The 22,634-nt window shown below is 52.7% G+C and carries 24 protein-coding genes, 1 tRNA gene and 1 pseudogene; 17 read left to right on the forward strand and 9 right to left on the reverse strand.

Annotated elements, in window-relative coordinates; translation table 11 throughout:
* The first annotated feature begins 22 nt into the window (after window positions 1–22).
* From V7676_RS07200 to V7676_RS07215, 4 genes are all read left to right on the forward strand, one after another.
* A complete protein-coding gene (locus tag V7676_RS07200; protein ID WP_335659013.1) occupies window positions 23–481 on the forward strand; it encodes a MarR family winged helix-turn-helix transcriptional regulator in 459 nt (152 codons plus the stop codon).
* A complete protein-coding gene (locus tag V7676_RS07205; RefSeq protein WP_335659014.1) occupies window positions 474–1,562 on the forward strand; it encodes an HlyD family secretion protein in 1,089 nt (362 codons plus the stop codon). Before V7676_RS07200 ends, V7676_RS07205 begins: the two co-directional genes overlap by 8 nt.
* A gap of 4 nt (window positions 1,563–1,566) precedes the next feature.
* Complete coding sequence (locus V7676_RS07210) at window positions 1,567–3,123, forward strand: DHA2 family efflux MFS transporter permease subunit (RefSeq protein ID WP_335659015.1); 1,557 nt, start codon at window positions 1,567–1,569, stop codon at window positions 3,121–3,123.
* Between the two features lie 250 nt (window positions 3,124–3,373).
* Complete coding sequence (locus V7676_RS07215) at window positions 3,374–3,751, forward strand: DUF4345 domain-containing protein (protein ID WP_335659016.1); 378 nt, start codon at window positions 3,374–3,376, stop codon at window positions 3,749–3,751.
* A gap of 33 nt (window positions 3,752–3,784) precedes the next feature.
* Here the strand turns inward: V7676_RS07215 and V7676_RS07220 are convergent, their stop codons facing one another.
* The 3 genes from V7676_RS07220 to gmk form a co-directional block, all read right to left on the reverse strand.
* Window positions 3,785–4,258 (reverse strand): D-Ala-D-Ala carboxypeptidase family metallohydrolase, encoded by a 474-nt coding sequence (locus V7676_RS07220; RefSeq protein ID WP_335659017.1) that lies wholly within the window; start codon window positions 4,256–4,258, stop codon window positions 3,785–3,787.
* Between the two features lie 153 nt (window positions 4,259–4,411).
* Window positions 4,412–7,324 carry an excinuclease ABC subunit UvrA gene (gene uvrA / locus V7676_RS07225; protein WP_335659018.1) on the reverse strand — a complete coding sequence of 971 codons (2,913 nt, stop codon included), beginning with the start codon at window positions 7,322–7,324 and terminating at the stop codon, window positions 4,412–4,414.
* A 245-nt stretch (window positions 7,325–7,569) separates the two neighbouring features.
* Complete coding sequence (gene gmk / locus V7676_RS07230; RefSeq protein WP_335659019.1) at window positions 7,570–8,235, reverse strand: guanylate kinase; 666 nt, start codon at window positions 8,233–8,235, stop codon at window positions 7,570–7,572.
* A gap of 164 nt (window positions 8,236–8,399) precedes the next feature.
* Between gmk and V7676_RS07235 the strand changes: the two genes are divergently transcribed.
* Complete coding sequence (locus tag V7676_RS07235; RefSeq protein ID WP_335659020.1) at window positions 8,400–9,518, forward strand: AI-2E family transporter; 1,119 nt, start codon at window positions 8,400–8,402, stop codon at window positions 9,516–9,518.
* Between the two features lie 20 nt (window positions 9,519–9,538).
* Here V7676_RS07235 and V7676_RS07240 read toward each other — a convergent pair whose 3' ends face one another.
* The 4 genes from V7676_RS07240 to V7676_RS07255 all read right to left on the reverse strand — a co-directional run bounded on the left by V7676_RS07240 (window position 9,539) and on the right by V7676_RS07255 (window position 12,766).
* Entirely contained in the window at window positions 9,539–9,808 is a 270-nt protein-coding gene (locus V7676_RS07240; RefSeq protein ID WP_335659021.1) for a hypothetical protein, read from the reverse strand.
* 4 nt (window positions 9,809–9,812) lie between these two features.
* On the reverse strand, window positions 9,813–10,694 hold the full coding sequence (locus V7676_RS07245; protein ID WP_335659022.1) for a mechanosensitive ion channel family protein: 882 nt from the start codon (window positions 10,692–10,694) through the stop codon (window positions 9,813–9,815).
* 50 nt (window positions 10,695–10,744) lie between these two features.
* Window positions 10,745–12,127 carry a class II fumarate hydratase gene (fumC, locus tag V7676_RS07250; RefSeq protein ID WP_335659023.1) on the reverse strand — a complete coding sequence of 461 codons (1,383 nt, stop codon included), beginning with the start codon at window positions 12,125–12,127 and terminating at the stop codon, window positions 10,745–10,747.
* A gap of 153 nt (window positions 12,128–12,280) precedes the next feature.
* A complete protein-coding gene (locus tag V7676_RS07255; RefSeq protein ID WP_335659024.1) occupies window positions 12,281–12,766 on the reverse strand; it encodes an SspB family protein in 486 nt (161 codons plus the stop codon).
* A 138-nt stretch (window positions 12,767–12,904) separates the two neighbouring features.
* Between V7676_RS07255 and hisB the strand changes: the two genes are divergently transcribed.
* The 10 genes from hisB (at window position 12,905) to V7676_RS07305 (ending at window position 19,122) form a co-directional block, all read left to right on the forward strand.
* Window positions 12,905–13,498 (forward strand): imidazoleglycerol-phosphate dehydratase HisB, encoded by a 594-nt coding sequence (gene hisB / locus V7676_RS07260; RefSeq protein ID WP_335659025.1) that lies wholly within the window; start codon window positions 12,905–12,907, stop codon window positions 13,496–13,498.
* On the forward strand, window positions 13,461–14,111 hold the full coding sequence (gene hisH / locus V7676_RS07265; RefSeq protein ID WP_335659026.1) for an imidazole glycerol phosphate synthase subunit HisH: 651 nt from the start codon (window positions 13,461–13,463) through the stop codon (window positions 14,109–14,111). The genes hisB and hisH overlap by 38 nt, the downstream gene beginning before the upstream one ends.
* Window positions 14,108–14,833, forward strand: coding sequence for a 1-(5-phosphoribosyl)-5-[(5-phosphoribosylamino)methylideneamino]imidazole-4-carboxamide isomerase (gene hisA / locus V7676_RS07270; protein ID WP_335659027.1), 726 nt, complete (start codon window positions 14,108–14,110; stop codon window positions 14,831–14,833). Before hisH ends, hisA begins: the two co-directional genes overlap by 4 nt.
* 2 nt (window positions 14,834–14,835) lie before the next feature.
* Window positions 14,836–15,603, forward strand: a complete 768-nt coding sequence (gene hisF / locus V7676_RS07275; RefSeq protein ID WP_335659028.1) for an imidazole glycerol phosphate synthase subunit HisF — start codon at window positions 14,836–14,838, stop codon at window positions 15,601–15,603.
* Window positions 15,604–15,999: 396 nt separating this feature from the next.
* Complete coding sequence (locus V7676_RS07280; protein WP_335659029.1) at window positions 16,000–16,356, forward strand: PEP-CTERM sorting domain-containing protein; 357 nt, start codon at window positions 16,000–16,002, stop codon at window positions 16,354–16,356.
* A gap of 154 nt (window positions 16,357–16,510) precedes the next feature.
* The gene (locus V7676_RS07285; protein WP_335659030.1) at window positions 16,511–16,828 is read left to right on the forward strand and encodes a phosphoribosyl-ATP diphosphatase; all 318 of its coding nucleotides are present in this window, start codon (window positions 16,511–16,513) and stop codon (window positions 16,826–16,828) included.
* Window positions 16,829–16,831: 3 nt separating this feature from the next.
* Complete coding sequence (locus tag V7676_RS07290) at window positions 16,832–17,212, forward strand: histidine triad nucleotide-binding protein (RefSeq protein WP_335659031.1); 381 nt, start codon at window positions 16,832–16,834, stop codon at window positions 17,210–17,212.
* Window positions 17,213–17,270: 58 nt separating this feature from the next.
* Window positions 17,271–18,734, forward strand: coding sequence for a sodium-dependent transporter (locus tag V7676_RS07295; protein ID WP_335659032.1), 1,464 nt, complete (start codon window positions 17,271–17,273; stop codon window positions 18,732–18,734).
* A gap of 9 nt (window positions 18,735–18,743) precedes the next feature.
* On the forward strand, window positions 18,744–18,947 hold the full coding sequence (locus V7676_RS07300; RefSeq protein WP_335659033.1) for a DNA gyrase inhibitor YacG: 204 nt from the start codon (window positions 18,744–18,746) through the stop codon (window positions 18,945–18,947).
* Window positions 18,948–19,046: 99 nt separating this feature from the next.
* A tRNA-Phe gene (locus V7676_RS07305) sits at window positions 19,047–19,122 on the forward strand.
* Between the two features lie 180 nt (window positions 19,123–19,302).
* Here the strand turns inward: V7676_RS07305 and V7676_RS07310 are convergent.
* Window positions 19,303–19,616, reverse strand: a pseudogene (locus tag V7676_RS07310) (IS5/IS1182 family transposase); the annotation flags it as partial.
* Window positions 19,617–19,638: 22 nt separating this feature from the next.
* Here V7676_RS07310 and V7676_RS07315 point away from each other — a divergent pair.
* Both V7676_RS07315 and V7676_RS07320 read left to right on the forward strand, forming a co-directional pair.
* A complete protein-coding gene (locus V7676_RS07315; RefSeq protein WP_442955417.1) occupies window positions 19,639–19,884 on the forward strand; it encodes a hypothetical protein in 246 nt (81 codons plus the stop codon).
* Between the two features lie 209 nt (window positions 19,885–20,093).
* The gene (locus V7676_RS07320; protein ID WP_335659034.1) at window positions 20,094–21,125 is read left to right on the forward strand and encodes a DUF2889 domain-containing protein; all 1,032 of its coding nucleotides are present in this window, start codon (window positions 20,094–20,096) and stop codon (window positions 21,123–21,125) included.
* Between the two features lie 206 nt (window positions 21,126–21,331).
* Here the strand turns inward: V7676_RS07320 and V7676_RS07325 are convergent, their stop codons facing one another.
* A complete protein-coding gene (locus tag V7676_RS07325; protein WP_335659035.1) occupies window positions 21,332–22,585 on the reverse strand; it encodes an acetyl-CoA C-acetyltransferase in 1,254 nt (417 codons plus the stop codon).
* Window positions 22,586–22,634: the final 49 nt, after the last annotated feature.

Consider the following 22,634-nt stretch of genomic DNA (forward strand, 5'->3'; position numbering starts at 1 on the left):
ATATGTTATTAGTTATGCCGTCATGAGTGACAATTTGGGTTTTGTAATCAGCGATATTACTCGCCTCATCCGGCGAACGTTCGATCAACGCGCTAAAGAAATCGGCATCACACGTCCGCAATGGCGTGTTTTGACCATGCTGAACCGCCATCAGGGAGCGAAACAAAGCGAACTCGCAGAAATGTTGGAACTCGACGCGATGACATTGTGCCGGATGATTGACCGGCTGCAATCGGGAGGGTTAATCGAGCGGCGACCCGATCCGCAAGATCGCCGGGCGTGGCAACTCTATTTGACGGACGAAGCGACGCCGCTGATAAACAGATTGCGACCTATGGGTGAGGCATTGTTGCAAGAAGCAATAAGGGGGATTGATAAGCCCGATCAGGAGCTGCTTCAAAACCTGCTGGATCAGATTTACGCCAATTTAAGTGCTCTGGATGCTGCCGAACAAAATGAAAGGCGCGGGACCAATGGCTGATAGCGGACCATTTAATGATAATATGGAGTTTGAAGAACTATCCGTGGAAACCGATAAACCTACCCGCAAATCAGGGCCAAAGCACATATTAAAATGGTTCGGGATGTTATCTGTACCCGTGGTACTCATCGCCCTAGGAGCATATTATTATATATCAAGCGGACGCTATGTTTCGACCGATAATGCTTATGTAAAACAAGATATTGTCTCAATCTCACCTGAGGTAGGCGGACGCATCATCGAAGTCGCCGTTCAAGAAAATCAACAGGTAAAAATGGGTGATCTGCTCTTTCGGATCGATCCAGAGCCATTTTCTCTCGCCGTCTCTCAAGCAGATGCTGAAATAGCTGCCGCCCAGGTTGAGTTTCAGAACATGCAAACCGATTATCAGGTCAGTGGTGTCGATATCGCCGCAGCCAAATCAGACATCGCATTGGCTCTGGCCAGCTATCAACGACAAGAAACACTGATGGATCGCGGCTTTACAACGAAGGCAGATTTTGACGCGGCAAGGCACGAAGTCGAACAGGCAAGAGCAAAATTGCAGGTGGCGAAGGCACATGTAGTCTCCGCGAAATCAAGGCTTGCGAGTGGAATAGCCGTGCCCGGGCTAAATCCAGATGTCGCGAAAGCAAAAGTCGCCAAAGAACAAGCGTTGCTTAATCTCTCTCGCACCAATATTCGCGCACCTATATCTGGAAGAATCGCCCAATCATCAAGATTGCAAACTGGCCAGATGATGGTATCTGGCTTGCCGGCTGTTTCACTGGTGGATAACAAAAATAGTTGGGTTGAGGCCAATTTCAAGGAAACAGATCTCGCGAAAATGGTGGTGGGCCAGAAAGCGGAAATTCACTTTGATGCCTATCCGACGCTCGTTCTAAAAGGCCGCGTGGAAAGCATAGGTGCGGGCACTGGATCACAATTCTCGGTGCTTCCCGCCCAAAATGCCAACGGCAATTGGGTGAAGGTGACACAGCGTGTTCCAGTTCGGATCAAGATTACCGACCAATCGCCAAAACAGCTCATTGCTGGAATTTCTGCAGACGTGACGGTCAACGTACAAAGCAAATCCAAATAGCATCATGGCAACATTAGCTATCAACCCCGACGAACCAGCAATCCGGGTCGATAACAAGCTATTGCTGACCATTGCAGTGATGTTGGCTAACGTTATGCAAGTTTTGGATTCAACTATTGCCAATGTTGCATTGCCCCATATTCAATCGGGCTTGGGGGCGTCGCTGGATACGGTGACCTGGGTGCTTACCAGTTATATTCTAGCTGCGGCTGTCGCTATTCCGATAACAGGTTGGCTGTCTGATCGCATCGGTTCCCGGAGGTTGTTTTTGTTTTCAGTCTTTGGATTTATCGCATCTTCTGTGCTTTGCGCAACCGCTTCCAATCTCGAACAACTGGTATTTTATCGGGTTTTGCAGGGTATGTCGGGCGCGTTTATCATGCCGCTTTCACAAACGATAATGCTCGACATCAATCCACCCAAATTTCACGCACGCGCAATGGCTGTTTGGGGCATGGGAATAATGGTAGCTCCGATATCGGGGCCGATGATCGGTGGTTACCTGACGGAAAATTATAGTTGGGAATGGATATTCCTGATCAATCTACCGATCGGAGCAATTGCGTTAGCGCTGATCTGGTTTCTATTACCTTCACGTCCAGTGAACCGGCGGCAATTCGATATATTCGGCTTTACCCTGTTCGCAATTTTCATTGTATCTCTGCAACTCATGCTGGATCGTGGCAATCATGAGGACTGGTTTGAAAGCTGGGAGATTATCATCGAATGTGGCTTTGCTATCGGCGCGCTCTGGATGTTTATTATTCATATCGCTACCTCCAAAAATCCGTTTCTTTCCCGTGCATTGTTCATCGATAAAAATTTGATCACAGCTATGTCGCTCATGACGGCAACTGGTGTCGTCATGTTTTCGACAATGGCTTTGCAACCGCCAATGTTGCAAAATATCTATGGCTATACGCCGACAGACGCCGGCATCCTGCTTGCGCCTAGAGGCATAGGTGTATTTTTGAGTATGGCACTTGCCGCCCGACTGAATGGAATCGTAGATTCCCGCTTTATCGTTGCCGTCGGACTGGCGATTGCGTCCTATTCTACATGGATGATGTCTGGATGGAGCCTCGAGATGGAAAGATCTCCGATCATTCTTAGCGGTTTTTTACAAGGACTGGGATTAGGCAGTGTATTTGTCTCTATGAACGTGCTTGCATTTAACACGATTGACCAAAAATTACGGACAGATGCTGCAAGTTTGATGAACTTGGGCCGGACATTGGGCGCTTCCGTGGGCATTGCGGTATTTGTCGGGATTTTGGGAACGAATAGGCAAACTAGCCACGCTGATATCGCAGGACAGATTACTGCGGCCCAATTGTCCCCGATCAACCCTGCTACATTGGAACGTTTTGGAACCTATGGGGAGCAAGCCATGCTAATGATTGACCAGGAGGTGAACCGGCAAGCGTTGTTTATTGCCTATATTGACGATTTTTGGCTAATGACCATTTTGACTGCTCTTTGCGTTCCCTTGGCATTTCTGATGGGCAAGCCACAAGGCATATCAATGAACGCCGCCGATGCTGCATCCTCTGCGCATTGAAGGGCGTGAGAGAAATCAAGCTATCTCCCGATGAATAGGCCGATAAGCTAAAGAAATTCTACCCGTAAAATGCATTGATAAATAATCTTCCTTCACGCTTTTGACATTGATGGCTTCCGTCGCGGGTCATATGGTATCGGCTCACTGGATATGATTGGCCGTATTGGCCCGGACCCTTGCCATCCGGCTCCAAGCCGTTAAGCCCATCGGCTATTGCAACTTATATTGCATCGCAGCAGGAAGAACCATTATGACTTTATTCCCTATCGCGACCATTTTGTTCGCCGTTATTCCGCTTTATTTTGGTGTCACCGGCATGGCTTTTGGCGCAGCGCAGTTAATGGTTGGGGAGCCTATCACAACCGCAATGGATAATCAGTTTCGCTATCTCTCGGGCGTGTATATCGGCATCGGGTTAATGCTATTCTATTCTGCAGGAGATATATTGGGTCGCGCGCTGGTCTTTCGTCTGGCGATAGTTGCGGTGTTTATTGGTGGCCTGGCACGGGTCGTTTCCTACTTTAACGTGGGTGAACCGGAACCATGGCAAATGGGCGGTATGGTGCTTGAATTAATCTCGCCGATCTTTATTTTGTGGCAGACGAAGGTGCTGAAAACCGCATCTTGAGGCATTGCTCTTGAAAAGCGCGCAGGATCGGCGTTAGCCGACTATTCCTTCGACATATTCCGTGCTCCGACGGCCGCTGCGTAATACGCGTCGGGCGGTGCGTTCTTCGTTACGAAAAGGTTCGCGGTAGGACACATGGACCCAACCGCTTGCCGCGACACCGGGCTCGTAAAATTCGAGGATCAGCTGGTCATAATTTAAGCTCCGCTCCATCCATTGGCAGATGCGCAGGTTGGAAATCCCCGCAATCTCAAAATCCGCCGCTTCGCCTTTGCCGTGCTGGCTATCGCGGGAGCCATACAACGCGCGGTTTACCGCAGGCGAACGATAGCCAGAGGAGATGATGACCGGGCGTCCATAATTTTCCCGCACCGGTTCCAGCACTTTTTCGCAGAGCAATTTCAGCGCCGCGATCTCGGCGCGTCCGGGTGTGTTATCAAGCATCAGCCGCGTGGCCGTCTGTGACTGGGTGAATTCGCTGAGGTAGAAATGGGCGCTGAGTTTCATGGGGCCGAATGTGCGGGTGGGCAGGGGGATGTGTCAAGTGGGGTTCTCGCGATACTCGTCATCCTGAACTTGCTTCAGGATCTCGGGAGCCGCCGAGCCATGAGGAGATCCTGAAGCAAGTTCAGGATGACGAAGGGCTAGGGGGCAGGGCGCCTATTTCGCGAACATGTCCTTCAGATAGCTACCGGTAAAGCTGCCCTTCACCTTGGCCACTTCTTCCGGTGTACCCTGTGCAACAATCTCGCCGCCGCGTACCCCGCCTTCGGGGCCGAGGTCGAGTATATAGTCGGCGGTCTTGATGACATCGAGATTATGTTCGATCACCACGATGCTATTGCCTTGCTCGACCAGCTGGTGGAGCACTTGCAGGAGCTTGCGGACATCCTCAAAATGGAGGCCCGTCGTCGGCTCGTCGAGAATATAGAGTGTCTGTCCGGTGGAGCGTTTGGAGAGTTCCTTTGCGAGCTTCACCCGCTGTGCCTCACCGCCTGACAAGGTCGTCGCCTGCTGACCAACTTTGACATAGCCGAGGCCCACTTCATAGAGCATCGCCATCTTATCGCGGATCGGCGGCACGGCCTTGAAGAAGCTCACTGCGTCCTCAACCGTCATGTCGAGTATGTCGGCAATGGATTTGCCCTTGAACTTCACTTCCAGCGTTTCGCGATTATAGCGTTTGCCGCCGCATTCCTCGCAGGTGACGTAAACATCGGGCAGGAAGTGCATCTCGATCTTGATCAGGCCGTCGCCGCGGCACACTTCGCAGCGCCCGCCCTTGACGTTGAAACTGAACCGCCCCGGCTTATAGCCGCGCGCCGCCGCTTCGGGCAGGCCGGCAAACCAGTCGCGGATATTGGTGAAAGCGCCGGTATAGGTCGCCGGATTGGACCGTGGTGTGCGGCCAATGGGCGACTGGTCGATGTCGATCACCTTATCGCAATATTGCAGCCCGGTAATCTTGTCATGCTTACCCGCAATCACCCGCGCGCCGTTTAATGTTCGTGCCGCAGCAGCATAAAGCGTGTCGATGACCAGTGACGACTTGCCGGAGCCCGACAGGCCGGTAATGCAAGTAAATGTGCCCAGCGGGATCGACGCCGTGACATTTTGCAGGTTATTCGCCGTCGCGCCGTGCACGGTCAGCTTCTTGCCATTACCCTTGCGGCGCTTGGCCGGAACTTCAATTTCTCGTGAACCGTTTAGGTACGCTGCGGTGAGGGATTTCTTGGATTTCAAAATCTGCTTGAGCGTGCCCTCGGCGACAACTTCCCCGCCATGCACACCGGCACCCGGACCCATATCAACGATATAATCCGCCGTACGTATAGCATCTTCATCATGTTCGACGACAATCACGGTGTTGCCCAAGTCACGCAGACGCTTGAGCGTGGTTAGCAGCCGGTCATTATCGCGTTGGTGGAGGCCGATGCTCGGTTCATCCAATACGTATAAAACGCCGCTTAATCCTGAACCTATTTGGCTCGCAAGACGGATGCGCTGGCTCTCTCCGCCAGATAAAGTGCCGCTGGTCCGGTCGAGATTGAGATAATCGAGCCCGACATTGTTCAAAAACCCAAGCCGTTCGATAATTTCTTTCAGGATGGGTTCGGCAATCTGCTTTTGTGTCTTGTCGAGATGATCCGCGAGGCCGTTGAAAAAGGCCAGCGCGTCACCGACACTGCGCCGGGTCGAGATGCTGATATCTTCGCCCGCAATTTTCACCGCCAGCGCCTCGGGCTTGAGCCGCGCGCCGTTACAGACTTCGCAGGGTGCTGCGGCCTGAAACTTGGCCAGTTCCTCGCGCATCCATGCGCTTTCGGTTTGTAGCATGCGGCGGCTGAGATTGCCGACCACGCCTTCAAATGGCTTTTTGACCTCATAGCTTTTACGCCCGTCCTGAAAGCGCAAGGTTACCGGCAATCCCTGCGTGCCGTTGAGGACGACATCGCGGTGATGTTCGCTCAAATCCTGCCACGGGGTATCCAACGAAAATTCAAAATGCTTCGCGAGACTGCCGAGCACCTGCATATAATAGGGGCTTGGCGGATTGGATTTGGCCCAAGGCACGACCGCACCTTTTTTTATCGACAGCGCCGGATTGGGTACGACCAATTGCGTATCGAAATGCAGCTTTTCGCCCAAACCATCACAGGCGGGGCAGGCCCCTTGCGGCGCGTTAAACGAAAAGAGCCGCGGTGCGATTTCTTCAATCGTAAAGCCGCTGACCGGACAGGCAAAGCGTTCGGAAAAAACAATCCGGTTATCGGGCAGGCCGGTGCCCTTCATCTTGGTGCCAGTTGCCGCTTCCTCACGGCCCGGCACAACACCCTCCGCCAGATCGACAAAGGCAAGCCCGTCAGACAGCCGCAAGGCGGTTTCAAAACTATCCGCCAGCCGTGTTTCCATGCCCTCTTTATTATCGGTCTGACCGCGCACAACCAGCCGGTCGACGACGACCTCGATGTCATGTTTCAGCTTTTTGTCGAGCTTTGGCGTTTCCTCAATATCGTAAAATTCGCCATCTACACGCACGCGGGTAAAGCCCGCTTTCTGCCACTCCAGCAACTCTTTGCGATATTCACCCTTGCGCCCGCGCACGACCGGCGCGAGCAGATAAAAGCGGGTTTTCTCTGGCAGTGCCATCACCCGGTCAACCATCTGGCTCACCGTTTGCGCGGTAATTGGCTCTCCGGTCGCGGGGGAATAAGGCACACCGGCGCGCGCCCATAATAGCCGCATATAATCGTAAATCTCGGTGACGGTCGCAACAGTCGAACGGGGATTGCGCGAGGTCGTCTTCTGCTCGATCGAGATAGCAGGGGACAGGCCTTCAATATGCTCGACATCCGGCTTTTGCATCATCTCCAGAAACTGGCGCGCATAAGCGGACAGCGATTCCACATAGCGCCGCTGACCCTCCGCATAGATGGTGTCAAACGCAAGGCTCGACTTCCCGCTGCCGGAAAGGCCGGTAATGACGATCAACTTGTCGCGGGGAAGGTCGATATCGACGCCCTTGAGATTATGCTCCCGGGCGCCTTTCACTTTAATATGGGTAAGGCTCATATGCGTGCTTTGCCGAAGATGAAGAGGAGAGTCCAGCGGGTCATAGTGCGGCACTATGTTCTAGTTATGTTCTTTTTGCAAGAGGTTTTTGAACCCCTGTGCAAAGCAGGGCGCAACAAAGGACGGAGCGGAGGTTAAATCGCTAAGGCCATAGGTCTTAATGCGCTATGGTATAGGTTGCGTTACACCCTCTCATTTGGACTTTGTTGGCGATCCCTTATTACATCAGCTTCAATATTTTTATTCTATTGCCGCCCTTGCGCTACCAAATCGCGTACGAAACCGATTAGGCCTGTTTGTCGCGACCGGCGCATGCGTTCCGTCGCGAGGATATTTTTTACCTTGGCAAAACAAGCGTCGAGATCATCATTGATCAGGACATAGTCATAGCCATCCCAATGGCTGATCTCGCTTGCAGCACGTTGCATACGGCTGTCAATAATTTCGTTGCTGTCGGTCGCTCTTGCCTCAAGGCGATCGCGCAATTCAGCGAGTGATGGTGGCAGGATGAAGATACGGACAACATCTTCGCCGCCACGTTGATAGAGTTGCTGCGTGCCCTGCCAGTCGATGTCGAATAAAATATCTTGACCATTTTCAAGGTTTTTTTGCACCGGAGCAGCAGGGGTAGCATAACGATTGCCGAAGACGGTGGCATATTCAAGAAACGCATGATCCGCGACCATTTCTTCAAATTCATCACCGCTGACGAAATAATAGTCTTTGCCATGCTCTTCGCCCGGTCGTTGCTGACGGGTCGTGACCGATACTGACATCGCGATCTGACCATCTGCTTCCAGCAGCATACGCGCCAAGGTCGATTTACCTGCGCCGGAGGGTGAGGAAAGGACAAACAGGAGCCCGCGGCGGCTGAGTTCATCATGAGGAAGCGAGGAGATATTGTCGGCCATAGCGGCTATTGGCCGAGAAGAGGGCGTGCCGTCAAGATGCTAGTCGTTAGGACGTCCATCTTTCCGCACAACGCACGGCATTGATGAGATGACAGGGCTATATTTTACGTTTATCACGCGGTTCTGGTGCTACGCGCCACTAAACAGGGTGATGATTACAGATAATGTTACAAGGCCGCGTCAGTACAATTTTCTTCTCAGTAAGCATCACGATCATGGTCGGCTGGCTATTCTATGTCGGTAAGGCGATTATACTACCGATTGTGACAGCGATCATCCTGCTTCAGATACTCTATGCGGCGAGTGCTACCGTCGCGCGGATTCCCGGCCTTGGCCGTTCGCCCTTATGGTTACGTGCTACGTTGGCGCTAATTGCCGTTATCCTCATGCTATTTGCTATGATCCGGATGCTGGTTGCCAGCCTACAGACTCTGGTGCCTTCTTTGCCGCGTTATCAGAGTAATTTGGAGAATCTTTTTAGCACATGGTTTGCAGTGTCGTCCAATGCAGATGCGTTGAAACCAAATCTGAGCGATATGATGTCATCACCCGCAATGATGTTCGACCGCGGTAGTGAAGCCATTGCCAATGGAGTGAGCCAATTTGCGAATAGGCTGCTGACAGAAGTGGACATCGCGGCTTTGGCACAAGCTATATTATCCTCTTTGACCAGCTTTGGCGGGTTCCTTTTCATCACTATCCTCTATGCTTCGTTTATGTTGAGCGAGATTACCGGCTTTCCCGACAAGGTGCGGCGGGCATTCGGCGGTGATACAGAGGCAAAAAATACGCTGAACATGATTACGCGGATCAACCACGATATTGGCAGTTATCTGGCGACCAAGACGTTGATCAACATTATTTTGGGGGTAATTTGCTGGATTATCATGGTGTCTCTAGGCGTTGAATATGCAGCGTTGTGGGCCATTATTATCGGTCTGCTAAATTATATACCCTATATCGGTTCGATTGTTGGAGTGGCTTTTCCTGCCCTGTTCGCGGTGGCACAGTTTGGCACTTTGACCGTGCCGTTAATCGCGACCGGGCTCATGACGGCAGCGCAGGTCATTATTGGCAATGTTGTCGAGCCCCGCATGCTCAGCAAATCGGTTAATCTCAGCCCGATGGTTGTGCTGGTGTCGTTATCGGTCTGGAGCACATTATGGGGCATCCCAGGCGCTATATTGGCCGTACCATTTACGACGATTTTGATGATCGTTCTGGCCGGCCGCAAGGGCACGAAACCGATTGCGGCGCTTTTGTCGAGCGACGGGCGGGTTTAGGATGTCGGATACGCAGCGCGCTAACCCTGTTTCTTGTCGTCCGAAACCGGCTTGGCTTCAATATCGATCACACGGTCGGACGTTGGAAGCAGTTCTTCCTTCTCCTTTGACCGGTTATAAAGAGCTTTAGCGACCATCGCTCCGCCAACAAGCAGCGCGCCGGGTACCGATCTAGTGGCTACACGGGCTGCCAATACGCCGACACCAAATCCCATCAGGCCGTTGCCTTTGCCGTGCTTTCGGGCGGAATTACCAACAAAAGCGGTAAAGACATTGCGAATGAGTGACACAGGTTTATTCCTTTCCAGCGAGCTGAATGGGCTCTTTAAATGTATGCGTAACATAAGGGAATGGGATTTCGATACCGGCTTCGTCTAGCGCACGTTTGATTGCGCGAATAACGCTATCGCGGCTTTCATGCATGTCCCGTGGTTTTGATCCCGACCACCAGCGGACTTTGAAATCGACCGAGCTGGAATTAAATTCGCAGGCAAAGACATCAATCCGTTCCTCTGGATCGACCAGATCAGAGGATTGCACCGCTTTCAGGATAACATCCCGTGCGATTTCCAAATCTGTATCATAGGAAACGCCCGCAATGATTTCGTGACGACGTTTTTCTTGGTCAGTCAGTATCTTAACCGGATTTTTGAACAATATCGAATTGGGAATGATAGTCAGTTCCATATTATTCCGGCGAACATGCGTTTCTCGCAGTGCGATGCTTTCGACCACACCCTCTACGCCTTCACATTCAATGTAATCGCCAATCCGCATTTTCTCGCGGATCATGATGAGAATGCCGGCCATGAAATTTTCAAAAATATCCTGAAACGCAAAGCCGATTGCCACTGCGCCAAAGCCAAGGCCTGCGATCATGCTGGCCGGCGTCAGTCCCGGCAGTAATATCGTTAGAGTGGCCATGAGGCCGACAATCCAGATCGCCAGTCGGACGATAGTTTCCACCAATTCCTGAAGCGATGCGCGCATATTGGTCTTGTCGGTCAGTTTGTCGGCAATCCGGGCCGCAAAACGGGCCATGATCCATGTAATGATCAGAACAACCAAGGCGATAACCAAGCTAGGGAGCAAGGAAACGGCCTGTTCCCACATGTTCAAAAGTTGGCGCGTTAGAATATCTATAGCGTTTAGTGATTCATCAATTGGATCGTCCATATATTCTCCGCTGTGGGCCATCCGTAATTACGTTACAATATTACGCCGACTTATACCATTTTTTCCGGTTTAACATGAGCATCATAGGCTTCTGCATCAACCAGACCTAGCTCTAACGCCGCAGCGCGCAATGTGGTTCCCTTCTGATGGGCATATTTTGCGATTTTCGCTGCATTGTCATAACCGATCACCGGGGCAAGCGCGGTCACGAGCATGAGGGAATTCTCTACCAGTTGCGCGATCCGCGTTTCATTAGCCTCCAATCCCTCCACACAGCGAGTGGCAAAGCTCGACATTCCGATAGATGCGATCTCGATGGATCGAAGCACATTCGCTGCGATCATCGGCTTGAAAACATTGAGTTCCAGATGTCCCTGCATTCCGCCGACTGTCACGGCCTGCGCATTTCCGATCATTTGTGCCGCAACCATAGTTAGCATCTCGCATTGGGTTGGGTTCACTTTCCCTGGCATGATGGAACTGCCTGGTTCGTTCGCCGGCAGGTCAAGTTCACCAAGGCCGGATCGCGGGCCGGAGCCAAGTAGACGAATGTCATTTGCGATTTTGGTCAGCGAAACGGCAAGCGTGCTGAGTGCGCCGGATAGCTCGACCATTGTGTCATGCGCGGCCAATTCGGCAAATTTATTGGGTGCAGAGGTGAAATTTAGTCCAGTAATCTTGGCTATCTCACGCGCCATATGCTCTCCGAAATTCTCCGGAGCGTTGAGGCCTGTGCCCACTGCCGTCCCGCCTTGGGCCAATTGGTACAGGCGCGGCAATACGGCCTCTATCCGGTCACGTGCTGCAAGTAACTGCGCGGCATAGCCGGAAAATTCCTGCCCTAAAGTCAACGGAGTAGCATCTTGCAGATGGGTGCGGCCAATTTTAACAATGGCTTTCCATTGCTGTGCTTTTTCAGCGAGTGCGTCGTGTAATTGTTCCAGCGCGGGGAAAAGTTCGACCTCTAACGCTAAGGCAGATGCTACGTGCATCGCAGTGGGGAAGCTATCATTGGATGATTGCCCGCGATTGACATCGTCATTGGGATGGACAGGTACTTTGCCGCCCCGGGTTCCGGTCAGGCTTTCATTGGCGATGCCTGCGATCACTTCGTTGACGTTCATGTTGGACTGGGTGCCTGAACCGGTCTGCCAGATGGTCAGAGGGAATTGCGCATCAAATGCGCCTGAACGCACTTCTTCGGCGGCGTTGATAATTGCACCGGCAATTTCGGGGTTAAGCCCGTGGATACCATTTACTCGCGCGGCGGCCTGTTTGACCGTTGTCAACGCATGAATCAGGCGGATCGGCATGCGTTCATGGCGGGGGAATGGAAAATTTCCTATACTGCGCTGTGTCTGTGCCCCCCAATAAGCATCGGCGGGAACTTCTATGGGGCCGAGGCTGTCAGTTTCTGTGCGGGTGTTGGTCATCGGAATGGTTTAACACCAACCGCTTAACTCGTCATCCTGAACTTGATTCCGGATCTTGAGTGCGACCAAGAGGGGATAAACCCCGAAGCAAGTTCAGGATGATGAAGAATGATTTTTAGGAAACTCCGGCTTTCGCGGGAATGACGTCTATCTCTACTTCTTTTTGCCGAAGTCCACTGTGACCACATTGGAGCCATCATCAACGGTTTCAGACGCTTCCTGATCACCGTCATTTTGCGCCGGTTCGTGCGCGTCGAGGTCGCCTTCGACTTCATCGACCTGAAATTGCAGAGCGAAATCCACCGATGGATCAACGAAAGAGGTGATCGCCGCAAAGGGAATATGGAGCATTGAGCTAATCTGGTTAAAGCTAAGTCCCACTTCAAACCGATCTTCGCTGACCGAGAGGTCCCAATAGCGGTTTTGCAGCACAATTGTCATCTCGTCAGGAAATTTTGCAATCAGGTGATCAGGAATATCCACGCCGGGTGCGCGGGTTTTAAACGTGATGTAGAAATGATGTTCTCCGGGAAGGCCATTGGCCTTCACTTCACCCAGCACCCGGCCAACAACGGCACGCAGGGCCTCTTGTACGATTTCATCGTAAGGAATCAGACTATCGGGGGCACTATCGTTCATTCCCACTTGGTGGCGCGAACATGGGGCAGGGTCAAGTGGATTTGAACAATTTTCCTCAAGCGTGATATTCTTGTCAATATTTGGGGGTTTTGTTGCGAAATTCTTGCCTGATAAAATCCAGCCATTATAGGCAGGCCTATGAGAACAGCGACCATAGAGCGAAACACCAATGAAACCGAGATTTTTGTCGAGTTGAACCTCGACGGAACCGGACAATATGACATATCGACGGGCATTGGTTTCCTGGACCATATGATCGAGCAGTTTTCGCGCCATTCGCTGATTGATCTGACGCTCAAAATTAAAGGCGATCTCCACGTCGATCAGCATCACACGACCGAAGACAGCGCCATTGCTCTTGGGCAGGCGATCAGTCAGGCGCTGGGCGAAAAGGCGGGGATCGTGCGCTATGGCAGCACGTATTCACCAATGGACGAGACGCTGACCCGCACGGCGCTGGATATTTCCGGTCGCCCGTGGTTGGTGTGGAAGGCAGAGTTTACACAGGAACGACTGGGCGAGATGGACACGGAGCTGTTCAAGCACTGGTTCCACAGCGTTGCCGATGCTGCGGGAATAACGCTGCATATCGAACTGCTATATGGCGAGAATAACCACCATATTGCGGAGAGCATATTTAAAGGCTTTGCCCGTGCGATGCGGCTGGCAGTTGAGCGCGACCCGCGCAAGGGTGATGCGATTCCTTCGACCAAAGGGCAGCTTGGTGGCTGAAACTATCGCGCTGATCGACTATGGCGCAGGCAATTTGCACAGTGTGCATAATGCCCTGATCGCTGCCGGAGCAACGGGCGTCGTGGTGACCGCCGACCCGGATTTTGTCGCGACTGCCGACCGCATTGTGCTGCCGGGCGTAGGCGCCTTTGGCGCATGCCGCGATGCCTTGGTGGGCATTGACGGGATGATCGCCGCGATGGAGCAACGGGTGCGGCAGGACGCCGTGCCATTTCTTGGTATCTGTGTCGGCATGCAATTGCTCGCCGACAAAGGCATAGAATTTGGCGAGCATCAGGGGCTGGGCTGGATTAGCGGTACTGTCCATGCAATCGAGCCGTCATCAGCGGATATTAAAATTCCGCATATGGGCTGGAATGATGTGACACCGACCGTGGGCCATGACCTGCTGGAGGCCGGAGAGGCTTATTATCTTCATGGCTATCATTTCGATGCGGTGAATGCGGATGATATTTTCGCAACAACCCATCACGGTATGAAGCTCGTCTCTGCCATTGGCCGCGACAATATTGTCGGCGTGCAATTTCATCCTGAGAAAAGCCAGTCCTATGGGCTTGCTTTCCTGAAACGCTTTTTGGAGTGGAAACCATGATCGTATTTCCTGCCATTGACCTGAAATCAGGCGAAGTTGTTCGTTTGGCCGAAGGCGATATGGACCGCGCCACCGTCTATGGCGATAATCCTGCGGAACAAGCAGGCCTGTTTGCTAAGGCTGGCGCAGAGCATATCCATGTCGTCGATCTGGATGGTGCTTTTGCCGGATCGCCGCGCAATGCCGAGGCGGTAGAGGCGATTGTCGCGAGCTTCCCGGGCTATGTGCAACTGGGCGGCGGCATCAGAAACCGGGATACGGTGGAGCGCTGGTTCGAATTGGGCGTGGCGCGGCTGGTGATTGGCACAGCGGCTTTGAAAGACCCCGAATTTGTACGCGACATGGCGAAAGTCTATGAAGGCGGCATTGTTGTCGCGGTTGATGCACGCGACGGTATGGTCGCGACCGAAGGCTGGGCCGATGTGTCGGAGGTCAGCGTGATTGATATGGCGCGGCGCTTTGAGGATGCGGGTGTGGCGTCTTTGCTGTTCACGGATGTGGGCCGGGACGGGATGCTAACCGGATGCAATATTGAGGCGACGGTCGATCTGGCCCGCGCGGTTGATATTCCCGTCATCGCCAGCGGCGGGGTCAAAGGTCTGGATGATATACATATGCTCAGCCAGTTTACGCAGGACGGCATTGAAGGCGTGATTACCGGCAGGGCGCTCTATGACGGACGGCTTGATCTGGCGACGGCCATTGCGATGGCGAACCGATAGACATGACCGTCCGTATCCGCGTTATACCCTGTCTCGACGTTGCCGATGGCCGCGTGGTCAAGGGCGTCAATTTTGTCGACCTGCAGGATGCCGGAGATCCGGTGGAGCAGGCGCGCGCCTATGATGCGGCTGGCGCTGATGAACTCTGCTTTCTCGACATTGGTGCGAGCCATGAAAATCGCGATACGATTATTGACGTGGTGCGGCGGACGGCGGAAGTTTGCTTCATGCCGGTCACGGTTGGCGGCGGTGTACGAACGGCGGATGACGCAAGGGCGCTACTGATGGCCGGTGCCGACAAGGTTGCGGTCAACAGCGCGGCTGTCTCTCGTCCCGAGGTGGTCAGCGATATTGCGGGACGCTTTGGCAGCCAGTGCATGGTTGCCTCCATCGATGCGCGGCGGGTTGAAGAAGGGCGCTGGGAAATCTTTACCCATGGCGGCAGAACGCCGACCGGGATTGATGCTTTGGAACATGCCGTGCGCATGGCCGAATTGGGGGCAGGGGAGCTGCTCGTCACCTCAATGGACCGCGATGGTACGCGTGATGGTTATGACCTGTCTCTGACCCGGGCAATTGCCGATGCGGTGTCGATTCCGGTTGTCGCCAGCGGCGGTGTCGGAAATCTGGATCATCTGGTCGAAGGGGTAACCAAGGGTGGAGCCAATGCTGTCCTTGCCGCTTCGATTTTCCATTTTGGTCAATATAGCATCGCTGAAGCCCATGCCGCGCTTCGCGCTGCTGGACTCCCCGCACGCGGTTTGTCTTAGGAGTTTATCTCAAAAGATTCCAAGGTAAGATGATTTAACGAAATATGGCATTAACGATCTATTTTTAGCATAATATTTATGCTGTTAATCTATTAATATTTTCTAAACTATCCTTGAAATTCGCTCTGCATCGGTTCAGCGTATACTGGCGCAAAACCGCTTTTGGCGATTGCTCGGCTAGGACGCGCAATACCTTGTCGCTATAATCGCCTGTCCCATAATGAAACGATTAGCATCAAGGTTAATGTCGGTTTAACTTACAGTTTTCGTAATATCGAAAATCCGTTAACCATTAAGGTCGTTTGATACTGCGGATAGGAAAGTGTTGGCAGGAAAATTGCTTCTAAACAACCATTAAGAATTTCCAATTTTCTGCTACATCACAAAGAGGCACGTATGACACTGACAAGACTTGCGATTTTAACCGCCGCCGCTGCATTAGCGGTTGTTGCTGCCAGCCCTGCACAGGCCACATGGTATTCTTCCGGTGGAAGTACAGGCGGCGGCTGGGGTTCGTCTGGTGGTGGATCATCTGGTTGGGGTAGTTCCGGTTGGGGGTCATCCAGCTATGGCGGAACAACAAGCACATCTACCGGTTCCGGTGGCACGACTTCAACAAGTACTTCAACAGGCGGATCTTCTTCGGGCGGGACCCCGGTTCCAGAACCATCCAACATGCTCATGTTAGCCTTGGGTGTTGCCGGGTTGGTTACTGGCCGCTATGCTGCACGTAAGAAACGCAACGGACTTTAATAGTTCGTCACCATATGGCGCGCGGATCTATGATCTTGCTGCACCATGGAAGGGTCGTCATCGGGGGATTAGACGGCCCTTTCTTTTGGATAATCGAGTCCTATGCGCTGCAAAGGCTTGACGTTTATCCCGTTGCTCGCGCAAACGGATAGCCATGACTAATATCTTACAAAATCTGGAAGCGACCATCCTCAAACGGCGCGATGCCGATCCCACAGACAGCTATGTTGCAAGCCTGCGTGCCAAGGGACGCTCGAAAATGGCAGAAAAGCTGGGAGAGGAAGCGATTGAAGCGGTTATCGCTGCTGTACAGGATGATAAGGTCGGCATGACCGGAGAGGCCGCCGACGTCTTGTTTCACCTGATGGTCCTGTTGGCCGACATGGGCTTATCCATTGATGATGTGCTGGCCGAACTTGCGCGTCGCGAAGGTCTTTCCGGAATTACCGAAAAAGCTGCGAGAAAGGACTGAACCATGGCGATTGATGCGACCCAACCTTATGATGATGATAATATTTTCGCTAAAATCCTGCGCGGAGAAATTCCTAATAAGACGGTTTACGAGGACGAACACGTCCTCGCCTTTTATGATATTAATCCGCAGGCTCCTCAACATATATTGGTTATTCCCAAAGGGAAATATGTCAGCTGGGATGATTTTTCTGCGCGTGCCAGTGAGTCTGATATTGCCGGTTTTGTTCGCGGTGTTGGTCATGTCGCGCGTGAAGCGGGCATGGTTGAACCTGGTTATCGGCTGCTAGCCAATATCGGTCAGGACGGGCATCAGGAAGTGCCGCATCTCCATGTCCATATTTTTGCCGGAAAACCGCTTGGCCCGATGTTAGCGAAAGGCTAGGAATAAGAGCAGCCAAGCCGCTGGGACAGCGCATATCATATTTTGGGGAGAATGAGACATGGCAGGACCAGCAATAGAAACAGGCGAAGGTTGGTCCTCTCGGACAGCATTTGTTCTAGCAGCAGTCGGGTCTGCCGTCGGTTTGGGCAACCTCGTGCGATTTCCTGCCGAGGCGGGTGCCAATGGCGGCGGTGCTTTTGTTATTTTCTATATATTTTGTGTATGTCTTATCGGCTTGCCTATTCTCTTATCCGAGACGCTGGTCGGCCGGCATGGCCAATCATCTGCAATTGAAAGCTTTAAAAAAGTTGCAGAGGAATCCCGCGCATCCGGTTGGTGGTCAGTGGCGGCCGGGATCGGGATGGTCGGTGCCTTTTTGATCCTGACATATTATAGCGTGCTTGCTGGATGGATTGTCCATTTTATCGGCATCTTCTTTGGAGATACGATCAGTGCGATTGGCGGCAATACGCTTCACAGTGGAGCGCTTACGACCTATTCGGTCGATCAGGTGCAAGCAATTTTGCCGGCACTTCATGGTGACAGCACGCAGATGCTGATGATGCACGGGATATTCATGGCTCTAACGGTACTTGCTGTGGCTCGGGGTGTGACGGGTGGTATCGAAAAAGTCGCGGTTTGGTTGATGCCGATCTTCTTCCTGCTTATCATCGGTATAACGGTCTATGGTGCATTTAACGGCGCATTTGGTGCGGCCCTGGCTTTTCTGTTTGATTTTCAACCTGCTCGCTTACTCGACCCTTCGGTGCAGCTTTCCGCTCTTGGTCAGGCGCTTTTCTCTCTTTCCTTGGGTTCTGCCTTGATGATTACCTACGGAGCATATGCTTCGAAAGACGTAAACCTTGCAAAAACATCGGTGCAAATTGCAGCGGCGGATACGTCCGTTGCGATTATTGCAGGACTTGCAATATTTCCGATAATTTTTGCTACACTGGCGCCTGCAAGCTTACAGGCCATACTTGACGGGAAAGAACAAGTGCAGGGCGGTTTGGGTTTGCTTTTCGTCAGCCTACCGGTTGCTTTCCAGTCTATGCCCGGCGGATCAATTATCGGTTTGCTCTTTTTTATAATGGTGTTTTTTGCAGCGCTGACCAGCTCTGTGGCGTTGTTGGAAGCATCGGTCAGTTGGGCCATTACAAGATTCAACAAACCGCGCTGGTTGGTAGCGATCGTGCTCGGCGGCGCAGCTTTTCTTATCGGTGGCTGGGCAAGTTTTTCTTTTAATAGTCAGATCGATTTTAAACCACTGGATTTTATGATTTTCTCGGGACAGCCGGTTTTTGGTATTATTGATGAACTAACGGCCAAAATCCTATTGCCTATTTCGGCTTTGTTAGTTGCGGTGTTTGTCGGGTGGGTGGCAGACCGGCAATTGATCGATAGCGAAAATGGGCTAAGTGGCGGCATACACCGTACTTGGTTGTTTCTCGTTCGTTGGCTCTGCCCAGCGGTCATCACAATTATTCTTCTCACAGGCCTGTTCCCCGGCTTGATCGGATAGAGGCTCGTTATGCAAAAATCCAAAACCTCAACATGTCCGGTCTGTCGCAAACCAAAGTCGCCCGAATATACGCCTTTTTGCAGCGCAGGCTGCAAAGACCGTGATTTGCTGCAATGGTTGGGAGAAGGCTATAAGGTTCCTGGACGACCCGTTTCGCCGGACCAGTTGGCTGATCATTTTGCCGGAGAATCTGGCCGCGACGGTGAGTCCTGACCCAGCCTAAAAAAACGGCTATTTTTAGGCTGGACAAGCTATGCAACCGCCGCCTATAGCGGCGCTTCTAAATCGGTGGGAACATTCACCCCGCCCGATGCCCGAATAGCTCAGTTGGTAGAGCAAGCGACTGAAAATCGCTGTGTCGGTGGTTCGAATCCGCCTTCGGGCACCATTTTTTTCCTTATTTCTCAATGTGTCGTGGCACACGCCACCGTGTGCACATTTAATGCGTAGTTGTTAAAGGGTTAGCTCACTTCTCATTGAAGTCCCGGTGACCAGAGACCATTTGGCAGCGGCGATAGGGGGGCATAATACCCATTTATCTCGATGGCCTAAAACGCTGTTACCAGATGGAATGGTCGAACACCGGAACATGCGGCGCGATGCCCTTCTCGACCAACGAGGCGAGATTGTCTGCCGATCCATAGCCGGTGTCACCAGCGAGACGTCCGGGTAAAATACCGAACCGTTCCTCAGTCCTGTCGATCATCCGCCGCTGCGCTGTGACTTCCGCTTGACGGATCAATGTAGTCGCCCCCACGTCCATGATAACCGAATGATCAAGATTGATCAGATAGTTGATGCTGTAGGGAAGAAAGCCCGTTCGCGCGACGCGGCGGTCCAGCGCGCCGCAGGGTCAGCCACGGCCAACTGCTTGGGGACAACTATATTCGGTTCCATCTTGGCGGTGTTTGCGCTGTTATATTTCCGAACGTCAATCAGCCATGTCGCTCTGTTTTGGGGCGCTTTCATTCTGACGCGCCCATTGGGAGCGACGGTTGGTGATTTTCTCGACAAGCCGTTGGATCAGGGAGGGCTTTTCTTTAGCCGTCCGCTTGCGTCGCTTTTCCTGATCGTAGGTAGCATAGTGGCGCTGATAGTTTTTCTACCCCAACGCACTGGCCGCCAAAATGCAAAGATTAGGATCCATTAGTAAAAGCCCCTGACCGCAGATTGAACCAAGTTTGCCGATTGAAATAAAAATCTAATTTGCAGTAAAAGCCGATTCCGCTTTTGTGTGTTTAACGGACACTCAATTCTTGGTCGGTAAATTATCACACGCTTCTGTATTTTGTTGAACTTTCCGCAACCACCGCAATGAAAGCTCTTTCTATTGCAGCTCATATTACTTAAGCTTAAATTGTGAAAAACCTCTATCCAGCCATGACCAAGGCCCCCTCAGATCCTTCCGGATATTCTCCCCTCCGTCCGGCCGGATCGATCCGCCGGACGACGACTATCGATACGATTTGGCCGGAGGGCTATGGCCGGCCGATGGCGATGACCGGTACCGGACGCGACTATCTGACGCCGCTGGACGGCGCACCGGGACGGAAGTTGGCGTTGGATCAATTCCGCATGTTATCCTCTCCAATGCGAGAGATTCTGGCTGTGGAAGTGGAACCTCACCGGGAGAATATCAACATGCTGATCGGTTGCCGTGCGGGAAGCCAATCGCGGAGCATATTGGCCGAGGTGTTGGCGGTCGACCGTAAGGCAGGAACACCGTTGTTCCAGTTATTCGATGATTTCGCTGGGGCAAGTCTGGTTGCTGGCTGGGCCTGGCGGTTGTGGGTGGATGATTGGGACGCGCTAATAGCCAAAAATGGTAAGCCAAAGCATATTGGTAAAGGTGGTAATATGGAGGGGGTCTGCGCGGGCTTTGCACCCGGTGCCTCTTCGCTCAAAGCTGACGGATCGCCGCGAAACGATATACAGTCGATGGCCGCTGTGCCTTCGCTGGTCCATCCAGATGATCCGGAAGGCTGGCATCCACTGGCCGACCAGAAGGGCTGCGCAATGCGACGGGCGCGACGGATTGATATCTGGGTGGATGATGTTGTACAGATCGACATCGGCTTTCAGGATAGCGCCAATGCCCCCGGGGGCGGGCGAATTGCGGTGCATGAATATCGGGTACGGGCAACCGCTGATCTAAAGAGCTTGGAACTATTATCGATCGATGTCGATCCGCGCATCCTTCCCTACAGGGAATGTCCAGCAGCTTCCCCCAATGCGTCGAAGATGATCGGTGTGAAACTCGGCGATCTGCGGGAAACGGTGCTTGAGCAATTGCGCGGGACGGTGGGTTGTACCCATCTCAATGACGTGCTGCGTTCAATGACCGACGTCCCGCAACTGCTGGCTCGCGGCGGCGCAGATATCCGGCACTAGATTTTTTATCGGCAACATTAGGTCCGGCCGACCTGCACCGCTTCGCTGCAAGTGCGAAGAGCATGATGAAGGGATAGGTGAGGGCGGTGCCACCCGCACAGCCTGTCTTTCTGAGAGATTGAAGAACATCTGGCTCTGGTGGATAATTTTCCCCGAACAGCGTCGGGGAAAATCCAGAAAAATATCCTCAGAAAGCGGCTAAGCGACTAGACACGCTCGATGATGATAGCCGGAGCCATGCCGCCAGCGGCACACATCGTTACTAGTCCGCGTTTCAGGTCCCGCCGTTCCAGCTCATCAAGGACCGTACCGATCAGGATAGCACCGGTTGCGCCAATCGGATGACCAAGCGCAATCGATCCGCCATTCACATTGACTTTGTCGCGTGGCAAATCGAGGTCGCGGATGAATTTTTCTGCGACAACCGCAAATGCTTCATTGATCTCCCAAAGATCGATATCGTCTTTGGTCAATCCTGCTTTCGCCAGAACTTTCAGTGCAGCCGGAACCGGCGCGTTCAGCATCAATGTTGGATCGTCGCCCATATTGGCCGTCGCGACAATGCGCGCGCGGGGTTTCAGACCGTGCTTGTCGGCATAATCTTTCGATGCCAGTAAGATTGCCGCTGCGCCATCAACCACACCGGACGAATTGCCTGCATGATGGACCGGTTTGATCTCCAGATCAGGATATTTCTGGTTGATCAGGCCGCGGAATGTGGTGCCTTTTCCATCGAGTGGCATATCGGCCATCGCTTCAAACGAAGGTTTCAGGCCGGCCAAGCTTTCCGTCGTGGTCTGCGGCCGCGGAAATTCTTCATGATCCAGAATCACGTTGCCGTTTTCATCCACAACAGGAATCAGACTTTTGTCGAACCGGCCTTCCTCGATAGCTATGGCAGCGCGTTTCTGGCTTTCCAGAGCCAATGCATCGAGGTCTTCGCGGCTGATGCCGTCCATGGAAGCAATGGCATCGCCGCACACACCTTGATGTGATTGGGGATGAATTTGCTGGAGCCGCTGATTGCCTGAGCCCATGCCAAGCTGTGCTATGCCGGCTGCCGTCTCGTCCTGCATCATGCTGATCGTCAGTGACATCATCTCGGTCCCGCCGGCGACAATCAAGTCTTCCATGCCTGACATGATTTGCGCTGCAGCAAAACTGACCGAAGTAATTCCGCCACCGCAAAACCGATCAAGTGTGGTGCCGCTGGTGCGAATATCATAGCCGGCATCAAGCGCTGCCATCCGGCCCAGATCGCCTCCCTGCATGCCCTTTTGGGTGCTCGTAGACCAGATTACATCATCGACATCGGCGGTGTTGAGACTGTTGCGATCGGCAATCGCTTTCAAGACCGTGGCTGCCAGATGCTGGGGGTGCTGGCTTGCAAGCGCGCCCTTGCCAGCTTTGCCAATGCCGCGAGGGGTGCGACATGCGTCGATAATATAAGCTTCAGCCATGATAGTAGAGAATCCTTTGTATTGTTTTTGTGATGATATGTAATTTAGT

The organism is Parasphingorhabdus sp. (assembly GCF_036963805.1).
Classification (GTDB): Bacteria; Pseudomonadota; Alphaproteobacteria; order Sphingomonadales; family Sphingomonadaceae; genus Parasphingorhabdus.

Bases quoted from the DNA above. Each gene is read 5' to 3' on its own strand.
- V7676_RS07200 (WP_335659013.1), top strand. From the start codon at position 23: ATGAGTGACAATTTGGGTTTTGTAATCAGCGATATTACTCGCCTCATC.
- V7676_RS07205 (WP_335659014.1), top strand. From the start codon at position 474: ATGGCTGATAGCGGACCATTTAATGATAATATGGAGTTTGAAGAACTA.
- V7676_RS07210 (WP_335659015.1), top strand. From the start codon at position 1,567: ATGGCAACATTAGCTATCAACCCCGACGAACCAGCAATCCGGGTCGAT.
- V7676_RS07215 (WP_335659016.1), top strand. From the start codon at position 3,374: ATGACTTTATTCCCTATCGCGACCATTTTGTTCGCCGTTATTCCGCTT.
- V7676_RS07220 (WP_335659017.1), bottom strand. From the start codon at position 4,258: ATGAAACTCAGCGCCCATTTCTACCTCAGCGAATTCACCCAGTCACAG.
- uvrA (WP_335659018.1), bottom strand. From the start codon at position 7,324: ATGAGCCTTACCCATATTAAAGTGAAAGGCGCCCGGGAGCATAATCTC.
- gmk (WP_335659019.1), bottom strand. From the start codon at position 8,235: ATGGCCGACAATATCTCCTCGCTTCCTCATGATGAACTCAGCCGCCGC.
- V7676_RS07235 (WP_335659020.1), top strand. From the start codon at position 8,400: ATGTTACAAGGCCGCGTCAGTACAATTTTCTTCTCAGTAAGCATCACG.
- V7676_RS07245 (WP_335659022.1), bottom strand. From the start codon at position 10,694: ATGGACGATCCAATTGATGAATCACTAAACGCTATAGATATTCTAACG.
- fumC (WP_335659023.1), bottom strand. From the start codon at position 12,127: ATGACCAACACCCGCACAGAAACTGACAGCCTCGGCCCCATAGAAGTT.
- V7676_RS07255 (WP_335659024.1), bottom strand. From the start codon at position 12,766: ATGAACGATAGTGCCCCCGATAGTCTGATTCCTTACGATGAAATCGTA.
- hisB (WP_335659025.1), top strand. From the start codon at position 12,905: ATGAGAACAGCGACCATAGAGCGAAACACCAATGAAACCGAGATTTTT.
- hisH (WP_335659026.1), top strand. From the start codon at position 13,461: ATGCGATTCCTTCGACCAAAGGGCAGCTTGGTGGCTGAAACTATCGCG.
- hisA (WP_335659027.1), top strand. From the start codon at position 14,108: ATGATCGTATTTCCTGCCATTGACCTGAAATCAGGCGAAGTTGTTCGT.
- hisF (WP_335659028.1), top strand. From the start codon at position 14,836: ATGACCGTCCGTATCCGCGTTATACCCTGTCTCGACGTTGCCGATGGC.
- V7676_RS07280 (WP_335659029.1), top strand. From the start codon at position 16,000: ATGACACTGACAAGACTTGCGATTTTAACCGCCGCCGCTGCATTAGCG.
- V7676_RS07285 (WP_335659030.1), top strand. From the start codon at position 16,511: ATGACTAATATCTTACAAAATCTGGAAGCGACCATCCTCAAACGGCGC.
- V7676_RS07290 (WP_335659031.1), top strand. From the start codon at position 16,832: ATGGCGATTGATGCGACCCAACCTTATGATGATGATAATATTTTCGCT.
- V7676_RS07295 (WP_335659032.1), top strand. From the start codon at position 17,271: ATGGCAGGACCAGCAATAGAAACAGGCGAAGGTTGGTCCTCTCGGACA.
- V7676_RS07300 (WP_335659033.1), top strand. From the start codon at position 18,744: ATGCAAAAATCCAAAACCTCAACATGTCCGGTCTGTCGCAAACCAAAG.
- V7676_RS07325 (WP_335659035.1), bottom strand. From the start codon at position 22,585: ATGGCTGAAGCTTATATTATCGACGCATGTCGCACCCCTCGCGGCATT.